Origin of the sequence: Solemya pervernicosa gill symbiont, assembly GCF_002020875.1 — a bacterium.
Classification (GTDB): domain Bacteria; phylum Pseudomonadota; class Gammaproteobacteria.
Map to the genome: position 1 here is coordinate 1 of NZ_MPRL01000090.1, position 10141 is coordinate 10141.

A 10141-nucleotide genomic window follows, 5' to 3' on the forward strand; every position below is an offset into this window, starting at 1 on the left:
CTCTCGCACCATCAGCTCGGTCATATACTCGCGCTGCGTTGTGGCAGGAAGTTTATTAAAGGCCTGGAAACGGCTCAGCTCCTGAACTTCTCTTGAGGCCTGGAGCAGTAGATCGGCCCTTCACCCGAGGCGGGTTGCGAATGCCCACTGGCACGCCAGTCGGCGACAATACCGGGGGTGACCGACTCATGGCAGGTGACACACTCACGGCCCTCAAATTCACCACTTATCGACTCGACCGACTGGTAGAACTGATCGGGGTGCCAGTAGCCAAATCCCTCAACCGGCTGCCACTGGCGCGAGTAGAGCCCGTCTCCCTCGCCTCCTTTGCTCCACTCGACAAAGTAGTAACCGCTCGGGACCAACACCGCGAGCAGTAGCAGGGGGATGTAGATATAGCGCACCCGTTGTCGCATCACACGCCCCGTCTCTCTGGCTGCGGTTCAGCACGACCGTCCTGCCGCTGGCCATACCGCCAGCGCCACAGCCCGACCACTACCAATAGCAGAAAGGGGCCGAGGGCCAGCCAGGTCCCAGAGCGAGGCCTGCTGCAGGTAGGCGAGGATCGTCAGCTGCGTCTCGGGGCTGAGCGGAGCCCGTTTCATCACCTCTCGGTTACGCGCCATCCGCGCCATCACCATCGGCCACTCATCAGCACTGTGTTGCGCCGGATCGGGTAGCGCGTGACAGCCACTACAGTGTTGCTGATAACTCTTCTCCCTAAAGCCGCCACTGAAGTGTCTCATCGGCTGCAGGGCGTTGGTGTTCAGATAGGCCTGAATCTGCAGGCTCTCGCCCTGGGTCGGCACCTCCACCCGCCCCAGCAGCGCACCAAAACGACTGGAGACCTCCATCAGGGTATCCATTCGCTCCAGCACCTGCGGCCACTCGACAGCGGTATGTCGGCCCGGCCCCGGCAGGTTGTGGCACTGGGCGCAGTAGCGCTGCATCAACAGGGCTCCGGGGTGATCGGATTGCGGGAGTTGCTCTATCGACATACCCGGCGGCATCTTCTCCGGGTAGAGGGTGCAGAGATCCATACCGCCCCAGTCGTGTCCCGCCACGGCCTGACCGGCCGTCAGAAGTGTGAACAGCAGTAGCAACCACCTCACTGCAGGCTCCCCGCTTCTCTGGCAGCAACCATCACCGATGTCTGAGAGTCCGATTTTTCTATTCTGGATCGTCCAGCGATGAGACGTCGCAGCGGTTTGAAGTCGCTCACTATCGCCTCGGCTGCCCTGCGCCCTGCCGCCACGGCGGTCACAACCAGATCAGGACCGTGGCTGTTATCACCGCCAGCGTAGATTTTCAGATGGCTGGTACGCCCCATCGAATCGGTGCGAACCACACCACTCTCTTCACACTCAACGCCGAAGCGTTGCAGCCACGGCTGCGGTGCCGGAAGCTGACCGATGGCACTGATCACTGCATCACACTCAAGCCGCTGCGACTCACCCGCCACGTTCAGCTCAATCGCAGTAACGCCCTGCTCGCCCTCGATTCTCTCAACGGTCGTCTCATAACAAAACTCGACCCCCTCATCACGAGCACTCTGCTGCTCCCTGGATGAGGCGCGCATTACCGAGTCACAACCACGGTAGGCCACCGTTACCGAGACCGCGCCCTGACGAACCGCCGCTCGGGCACAATCCATGGCGCTATCACCGCCGCCAATGACCACCACCCGCCTGCCGCGCAGCTCATCGCCGCCACCCACACGATTGACCGCCGCCAGATAGCTAAGCGCATCCTGAACGCCCGCCAGCTCAGCCCCCGAAACCTGCAGGGGACGCGACTGCTGCGCACCGGTGGCAAGAAAGAGCGCATCGCCCTCATCAAGTAGCCGCCGCATCACGACCTCATCCACCCTCTGACCGAGATGGAACTCCACGCCCGCCGCCTTAAGATGGCGATAACGCAACGTTACGTGGGACTTCTCCAGTTTGAACGGCGGGATACCGGTCGTGAGCAATCCGCCCACCAGCGGCTCTTTATCGTAGAGGGCGACGCGAAAACCACCACGTACCAGCTGATCGGCACAGGCAAGCCCCGCAGGTCCGGCCCCGACTATGATCACCCGTTTACCGTTATCTGCCATCTGGCCCAGCTCCGGGCGCCAGCCGTTGTATAGCGTTTCATCGCTGATATAGCGTTCGATGGCACCAATGGTGACCGCCCCCTCCGGGGTACGGGCCTTGGTACACCCCCCCTCACAGAGACGCTGCTGCGGACAGAGACGGCCGCAGAGATCAGGGAAGTTACTGGTGGTATGGGCGATGACGGCAGCCCGTTCGATCTCACCGGCAGCAGTCGCCTCCAGCCATTCAGGGATACGGTTACCCAGCGGACAGGCGTGGCTGCAACCCGGCACACCGCAGTCGAGACAGCGCGCCGCCTGACGCTGGATCTCAGCCAGCGAAGGTCGCTCTTCGATCTCGTGCCAGTCGCCGCCTCGTTCATTTGCACGACGTGTTGTCATCTCCTGCCGCTCAACCGGTGCGGGTGGCGTGCGTTTGAGCAGATGAGAACCGTTTTGCACCAGATTTGGTCGCAGCAGATTACGTGCATCGCGAAACTCCAACGCATCGGTGGGACAGGAGACGACACAGCGGCCGCACCCCATGCAGTCCTCGATACCAGTCACCCGGCCGCTCTGCCTGCCCTGCTCCCAGACCGGAATTCCCATGTCGCACACCTGCTCGCAGCTGCGACAGTCGATGCACTTATCGGTATCCATCTTGATGCCGTAGGGACCGGCGTGGTTGAGCAGACCGAAGGTGGCGCCAAAGGGGCAGAAGTAGCGACAGTAGTTGCGGTTACCCGTTAGCGGGGCAAGGAAGAAGGTGCCAAAGTAGGTCAGTGCAACGATGGCGTAGAAGCCGCCGACAAAACTCACCGTCCAGCTATTGGGCGGGTACTGGGTGACGATCATCACCCCGACGTAGTAGATAAAGAAGAACCACTTGCTGTGACGCAGCCGCCACGCCCACTTGGAACGCGGGGTGCGATCGCGAAAGGAGAAGCCGACCGTCTCGCGGATACCGACACAGGGGCAACCCCAGCCGCAGATCACCCGCCGCCCGAAGAGAAACACCAGAGCCAGCACCAGAAAGAAGGTGATGGTGCCGGGGGTATGCAGTGAGGGGAATACAGGCTGCGCCCAGAGGAAACCGACATAGGGTTCGGTGAAGGGCGTCAGCCACGGGATCAGCCACCAGAAGCCTGTAACCACTGCCACCAGCACCATTAGTCGCTTGCGTGTGTAGGGGTTCTGCTCGGCAACGATACGCCAGATGCCGAAGCCGAGGATGATGGCGTACTCGGTATAACGGTTGAGCCAGATCGGGTTTTCAAACCAGAACAGCCAGCTCTCGTTGAGCCAGCCGACGAAGGCAAGGGTAAAGGCGGCCAGACTGAACAGCTGTACCCAGAGACGGTAACGTGAGGGCATGCTGCCCTGATTCAGAGACGTAGCGGACCTCGGCTGATGAGACAGCAGCGGTGACACCTCTTCAGTCTGTTGCACTACACCCATCTCACCCTCTGCCAGTCACCCCTGTTAGAAGCGCATCACCTGATCGCTCTGTGTCACTCAGACGACAAGCACCTTTACGACTTCGCTTCTTGCGGCATCTGTGTCTCAACTGGATAGCCACACTTGAGCCAGTCGGTCATGCCCATCTTCGCCACATGCACGTCGGCAAAACCCTTCTCCACCAGTATCCTCGCCGCCTTGGCCGATTTACGATCGGTCCGACAGATGGTGACCACCCGCCGCTCCTGATAATCACTCAGCTCATCGAGCCGCTGCTTCAGCTGCTCAAGCGGTATCAATAACGAGCCGGCTACATGACCCTGCTCGCCGATGTAATCCTCAGCGCTGCGCACATCGAGCAGAAGCAGATCCTCGCTGCTATCGAGCTGCTGTTTAAGTGTGGTGGCATCGACCTCCGGTCCGCGCCGAAACATGGCGATCAGACGCGGCAGGAAGGAGACCAGCGCCAACAGCGCCACCGCCAGCAGTATCTTCTGGATCAAACCCTCGCCGCCCGCCACCGCCTCGCGTCCGGCGTAGCCGAGATAGGTGTAGGCGATGCCGCCCGGTAGCATGCAGAGATAGGAGGCGATGATGTAGTGGGATAGCTTGATGCGGGTCAGCCCCAGTGCGTAGTTGAGCGCATTGAAGGGAAACAGCGGTACCAGGCGTACAAAGGCAACAAAGCGCCACCCCTCCGACTCAACGCCGTTTTTCAGCCGCTTGATCAGACCACCACTGCGCTGCTCAACCCAATCGGCCGCCAGATAGCGCGCCACCAGAAAGGCGAGCGTTGCCCCGAGTGTTGCTCCAGTGAGGTTGTAGAGCGTGCCCCAGACCGGACCGAAGATCGCACCATCTGCGAGGGTGATCACCGATCCGGGTAGAAAAACCACCGTAGCAACGGCATAGAGCAGGATAAAAAAGAGGATCGGTCCCGTACTTCCGGCATCACCGATCCACTGCTGCAACGCCTCGGCGCTGAGCTGGTCGCGATAGAGCACCGCCAGAACGATTCCGGTAATGACCGCTGCAAGCAACGCGATGCGAATCAGCGCCTTACTCACTGCTGATCCTCCTTCGCCTCACCCCACTGGCGACGGTTGATCACATACTCACTCGTCTTGCCCTTAAAGGGGAGCAGCAGCATGCCGGGGAACCAGCTCACCTCTTTGGGAGTACGGTACTTGTGGATACCGATCGTCATGCCCTGATGGCCAGCGCGCGGCTGATCGCGGTAGGTGCCAAAGAGACGGTCCCACCAGGAGAGATTGAAGCCGAAGTTGCTGTTCGCCTCATCATCCTCAACCGAGTGGTGAACACGGTGCATATCGGGGGTCACCACCAGCCAACGCAGTAGACGATCGAGTCCCGCTGGCAGACCCACATTGCCGTGGTTGAACATCGCCATCGCGTTGAGTACCACCTCGAAAATGATCACTGCCACCACTGGCGGGCCGAGCACCACGATAGTGGCGAACTTGATCAGCATCGAGAGGATGATCTCGATGGGGTGGAAACGGGCACCAGTGGTGACGTCGTAGTCGAGATCGGCGTGGTGCATGCGGTGCAGGCGCCAGAGCATCGGGACTGCGTGCACCAGCACATGCTGCAGGTAGATAATGAAATCCATCGCCACTACCGAGAGCACCACCGCCAACATAAACGGTATCTGGTAATAGTTGAGCAGCCCCCAACCGTTCTCCGCGGCGAAGGCCGCCACGCCTACCGCTGCGGCGGGAAACAGCACCCTGACCAGAAAGCTGTTGAAAAAGACAATGCCGAGGTTGTTGATCCAGCGAACCGACTTGGAGACGGTCAGCGCCCGACGAGGGGCCGCAATCTCCCACAGTGCCATCACCACCAGAACACCAAAGAAGAAACCCATCCGCACCGGTTTCTCATTGGCCATCAGCCACTCGGTAAACGCCACACTTGCCTCCTAGATAGAAATAGATTGAGCTGCTATGCTCAACGGAGCAGTTATTATTCAATAGATTACTTGAATATTAGAATAGTTGATGGGGATTCTATGTCAACCGGTGGTTTTAAGCAGGACCTCTTCGCCCAGTTTGCCCGTGTCGGTAAGGCGCTCAGCAACGGTAATCGGCTTGAGATTCTGGAGTTTCTTGCCCAGGGCGAGCGCAGTGTCGAAGCACTCTCCAAGGTGGCCGGGCTTACGGTGGCCAACACCTCACAACACCTGCAGCAGCTACGCCAGACCGGGCTGGTCAGCTGTCGGAAAGAGGGACTGAAGGTCTACTACAGCCTCAGCGGGGATGATGTTACCGAGCTATTCAAGGCACTCCGCAGCGTTGCCGAGCGACGTCTGGCCGATGTCGATCGACTGGTCGAGAGCTATCTCACCACTAAGGACAGTCTCGAACCGGTAGCACGTACCGACCTGCTCGAGCGTGCACGTGACGGACTGGTCACGGTGCTCGATGTACGTCCCCCCGAGGAGTACGAGGCGGGCCATCTGCCGGGTGCGGTCAACATCCCCCTCGCCGATCTCGAGCAGCATCTTGATGAACTCGACCTGGAACATGAAGTGGTCGCCTACTGCCGTGGTCCCCACTGCATTCTCGCCTTCGATGCCGTGGCGCGTCTACGCGAACAGGGTTATACGGCACACCGACTGGAGGATGGATTCCCCGAGTGGCAGCTGGCAGGTTTACCGGTGGAGAAGACGACAAGTCACTAGCTAGAGGAGACCAAGCGCGTAATTATCTGAACGGCAACAGACCTTCGTAATAGTTGCTGCGATGGCTATGTCACACCCATTAAACCGGGCACAATCAAGCGAGCAAAAAAAACAGCACGAAATCAGCGAGCTGACCATTCCCGCTGAAGTTCGCACCGTCTACCGTTCCTTTTATGATTTTCCTCTTATAGCTTGTCGCGCCCCCTCCTCTGCACCAGCACGCGACTAACAGCGAAGCTCGATAACAGTAGCAGCCACAGCGGTTGAACAGCACCACTGCCACTTGAACTCGCCGTGCTGCTCATAACCGAGACCCCGCCCGGATCAACCACCCTGTTGTTCGCCAAACCATCAGCATCGTTGGCACCACCGTCCTCAATGATCAGCTGCACACACCAGTCCCCTTCATTCAGACCGGCACTATAGGCCGCATCCCCTGGAGGTGGGCAGAAACCCTCCTCACCAAGCGCAGAGGCCAGTGTATTATTGGCATCCTCAACAAAGTTGAACCAGCCACCCGATTGTTGCTTGCGATAGACGGCATTGGCCGGAACAGCAGCATGCTGCGGAACGACAATAGTGACCGACTGCCCCGCCACCGGTAGACCATCGACAGTAAAGTCGAACAGCCCTCCAGTGTAGCTATGCTCACCGTCAGCAACAGCTCCCGCACCGTCGTTACCGTGGCTAACAATCTCCTCCTCGCTAACGCCTGCCTTGCCTTCTCCGGCGCGTAACGCGACGCTACCCAGGGTCAAGATTAGGCCTGGCTCGGTTTCAACAATATACCGATCCTCGGTTAGCGCCATCTCCTGCAGCACATTACCCTGTAAATTGGCATTGTCGAGGTAGTCGGGTATACCGTCGCCATCACTGTCACCAGCACCTTCCACATCATCATCAACACCGTCACCATCACTGTCGGTTGCCGTTAGCACCGGCATTGTGGCAACCACGTTCAGAGTCAACTCGGCACTATTAGTCAAGTTACCGCTATCGGTGGCAGTTACCTGCAAGATATAGGTACCCGCAGTGGCTGGTGTAAAGGTAAAGGTACTGTTGCCTGCCCCATCCGTATCGGTGAGCCCATTATCGGTGCCACTCCAGTCATAGCTGTGGGTATCGGCCGGATTAGGGTCCGTCACTGTCGCTGTGACCACCACATCGGCACCACCTTGCTCGACCAACACTGCCCCTACAACAGCACCCTGTTCAGCACTCAGGGATACATCGGGGGCTACGTTCCCCTCGTAAATCGATAACGTGTGGGTCGCTTTCGCCCCCACCACTGCGTTGTTTGGAGTGCCCAGAGTAACGATCAAGCTCTCCATCCCCTCACCCGCTCCATCATCCACCACATTGACAGTTACGGTCGTTGAGAGGTTAGGCGAGGTAATCGTCACACTCCCGTCTACCAGATCGTGGTCTGAGCCATCAGTCAGCGCCGTACCTGAAACAGAGTAAGGCACTGTCACCGGATAGGTGACTGCCGGGCCGTTAAGCATCACTTCAAAGGTGGCCGACGCACCCTCTGCCGTAACCTGGTCTTTGCCCAGCTCCACCAGTGGGGTGACATTGACACTCTGTGTCGCCGTTCCGGTATTACCCGCCGCATCGGTGGCACTCCAGGTAACAGTGTTTTCGCCAGGGGCAAAGTGCGTCGGGGCATCTGAGGTCACACTGACATCACCATCCAGATCATCAACCGCCGTGGCACTACCGATAGTGACTAGCGTAAAGAGACCCTCTGCATCAACATTCACATCGGCAGGCGGAGTGACTACAGGTGGGTAGTCATCAGCCATTGCATCACTGTCGGCCAGGAACTCATCGTAGTTACTGACCCCATCGCCATCGAGATCGGTGTCACGATCCGTTGCATCAAGCTTATTAAGACCGTTGGCATCCTCATAAGTGTTGAGCATGCCGTCACCGTCGATATCCAGATCACTGCTATCGCCAATAGAGTCGCCATCCAGATCACCATCCACGGCATCAATAGCAGAGCTGCTGGTGGACTCTGGCGTTCCGCCAAGGTCGGTGTAACTGACCGTAACGGTAATTGCACTTCCCGCATCAGCAACCTGCAGCGTGTAGTCAACCGAATTGGCATCGGTGATATCACTACCCGCGCGTTTCCACTGATAACTAAAACTACCCAAACCGTCTGCATCACTGATTCCGGGGAGTCGCTATTTTTGCGGAAGCTTGTTTTGGGCATCCAAGCCCAAGCAAGCGGCAAATACTTAACGCGACCGTTTATGCCTACGGCGCCCCGAGTACATCAGCCACGACGGGAGGGGTTTGGCCGCCGCTGATGGTGACGTCCCCAACGAGCGGATCGTTCACCGCTGTCACACTGAGAGAGAGAGAGAGAGTCGACGTGGCCCCGCTGTTGCCGTTCACATCACGCCCCACCACGGTAATGGAACGGGTGGTGGTGTCGGGGTTCTCGGAGCTGTTGCTGTACCGCAACTCTTGCAATGCCGCCTCGTAATTGTTGTCAGTATCGGAACCGCTCAGGGTAATCACCGTGGCGCTGGTGTAGGTGGCGGTGATACCCACCCCCTTGGCGCCCGCACCACCGGAAAGGTTGATGGTCTCACCCGCATCCAGCGGATTGGTCAGGGTCAGGGTGATGGTCATCAGATTGAGGTTGTCGCCATCAGGCTCGGTCACGGTGGCACCACCCGCTATCGGCTTATTGCCGTCACCCTCGGTATAGCTGGCCGCGGGCAGGGTCACGACCGGCGCGGTCACCACGCTCACGGTGGCGGTGGCAGTGGCGGAGCTCAGGGCACCGTCGTTGACCACCACATTCACAGTACGGCTGCCGGTGGTGATATCGACGGCCGCATCGGTGTTGTTGTATTGCACACCGCGCAGGATGCTCTGATAGGTGGCAGACGTAGCGTTACCACTAACGGAAAGCACACCGGTTCCGACGGTATAGCCCACGGTCAGCCCCGAGGCAACGGTGGTGGCAGCCGCATTGAGCGACAGGCTCTCCACCCCATCCCCATCCGGTCGCGCGGTTAGAGTGGCGGTCATTGAGGCAATCTGGTCTCCCACATCCACATCCGCCACGCTAGCATCCGTATCAGCGATAGTGACCGCTGAGCCGCCGGCTGAGAAGCTGGTGGTGTAGTCATTTCCGCCTGCGCCAGAAGAGTCGTTGGCATCTAGATTAACGGTGGGGGCATCGTTGACGGCGGTGATGGTCATCGTAGCAACATGAGTATTGTTCTCGCTTGGCACGCCACCCTGATCGAAGGCAATGTAGTTGTGACTACCGTCCCAATACCAAAACTTCCAGGTTCCGTTACCGGTCACACCGACGATGGCAATACCTACCGTATCCCCATCGATATCCGCCGCGCCGGTGATGTAATCATCAATAATATTGCTGGCCGAAGCGCTCCCCACCTTAATGATGGGGCTACCACTGGGGGTGTCATCCTCATCAGTTCCGGTCAGGGTGATGTTACCCGAACCGCTCGGTGCATCGTTCACCGCATTGACCGTAACTGTTGCCTGTACTGCCGTGCTCGAAAGGTCGCCGCTGTCATCTTTGGCCTTAACGGTGAAGGCGTTCAGGGTGCCGTTGGCGTTACTGGGTGGTGTCCATGATGCGCTTTTCAAACTATCAATAGTGTCATTGGTAGTGGCCACATAGGCCGAGCCATTGATTGTCAGCGTACCGCCACTAACGGCCTGTACAACATAAGCATCCACCGTGCCATCCACATCTGCCTCATCACCCTGAGTGTTGAGTTCCACGAAGGTCAATTCAACTGCGGTATCTTCATCGGGGAGTCGCTATTTTTGCGGAAGCTTGTTTTGGGCGTCCAAGCCCAAGCAAGCGGCAAATACTTAACGCGACCGTTTATGCCTACGGCGCC

At 58.6% G+C, this 10141-nt stretch carries 8 protein-coding genes; 1 reads left to right on the top strand and 7 read right to left on the bottom strand.

Annotated elements, in window-relative coordinates; all coding sequences use genetic code 11:
• Nucleotides 1-74: 74 nt before the first annotated feature.
• The 5 genes from BOW52_RS15520 to BOW52_RS15540 all read right to left on the bottom strand — a co-directional run bounded on the left by BOW52_RS15520 (nucleotide 75) and on the right by BOW52_RS15540 (nucleotide 5423).
• Nucleotides 75-416 (bottom strand): hypothetical protein, encoded by a 342-nt coding sequence (locus BOW52_RS15520; RefSeq protein ID WP_078484991.1) that lies wholly within the window; start codon nucleotides 414-416, stop codon nucleotides 75-77.
• A gap of 27 nt (nucleotides 417-443) precedes the next feature.
• Nucleotides 444-1112, bottom strand: a complete 669-nt coding sequence (locus BOW52_RS15525) for a hypothetical protein (protein WP_078484992.1) — start codon at nucleotides 1110-1112, stop codon at nucleotides 444-446.
• Complete coding sequence (locus BOW52_RS15530) at nucleotides 1109-3535, bottom strand: FAD-dependent oxidoreductase (protein ID WP_078484993.1); 2427 nt, start codon at nucleotides 3533-3535, stop codon at nucleotides 1109-1111. Before BOW52_RS15530 ends, BOW52_RS15525 begins: the two co-directional genes overlap by 4 nt.
• 74 nt (nucleotides 3536-3609) lie before the next feature.
• Nucleotides 3610-4602 carry a VTT domain-containing protein gene (locus tag BOW52_RS15535; protein ID WP_078484994.1) on the bottom strand — a complete coding sequence of 331 codons (993 nt, stop codon included), beginning with the start codon at nucleotides 4600-4602 and terminating at the stop codon, nucleotides 3610-3612.
• Nucleotides 4599-5423 (bottom strand): sterol desaturase family protein, encoded by an 825-nt coding sequence (locus BOW52_RS15540; RefSeq protein ID WP_078484998.1) that lies wholly within the window; start codon nucleotides 5421-5423, stop codon nucleotides 4599-4601. Before BOW52_RS15540 ends, BOW52_RS15535 begins: the two co-directional genes overlap by 4 nt.
• A gap of 144 nt (nucleotides 5424-5567) precedes the next feature.
• On the opposite strand from BOW52_RS15540, the gene BOW52_RS15545 reads away from it, so the two are divergent.
• Entirely contained in the window at nucleotides 5568-6239 is a 672-nt protein-coding gene (locus BOW52_RS15545) for an ArsR/SmtB family transcription factor (RefSeq protein WP_078484995.1), read from the top strand.
• A gap of 185 nt (nucleotides 6240-6424) precedes the next feature.
• On the opposite strand, the gene BOW52_RS15550 is transcribed toward BOW52_RS15545, so the two are convergent.
• The gene (locus BOW52_RS15550; protein WP_078484996.1) at nucleotides 6425-8401 is read right to left on the bottom strand and encodes a PKD domain-containing protein; all 1977 of its coding nucleotides are present in this window, start codon (nucleotides 8399-8401) and stop codon (nucleotides 6425-6427) included.
• 103 nt (nucleotides 8402-8504) lie between these two features.
• Nucleotides 8505-10019 carry a hypothetical protein gene (locus BOW52_RS15555; RefSeq protein WP_135622531.1) on the bottom strand — a complete coding sequence of 505 codons (1515 nt, stop codon included), beginning with the start codon at nucleotides 10017-10019 and terminating at the stop codon, nucleotides 8505-8507.
• Nucleotides 10020-10141: the final 122 nt, after the last annotated feature.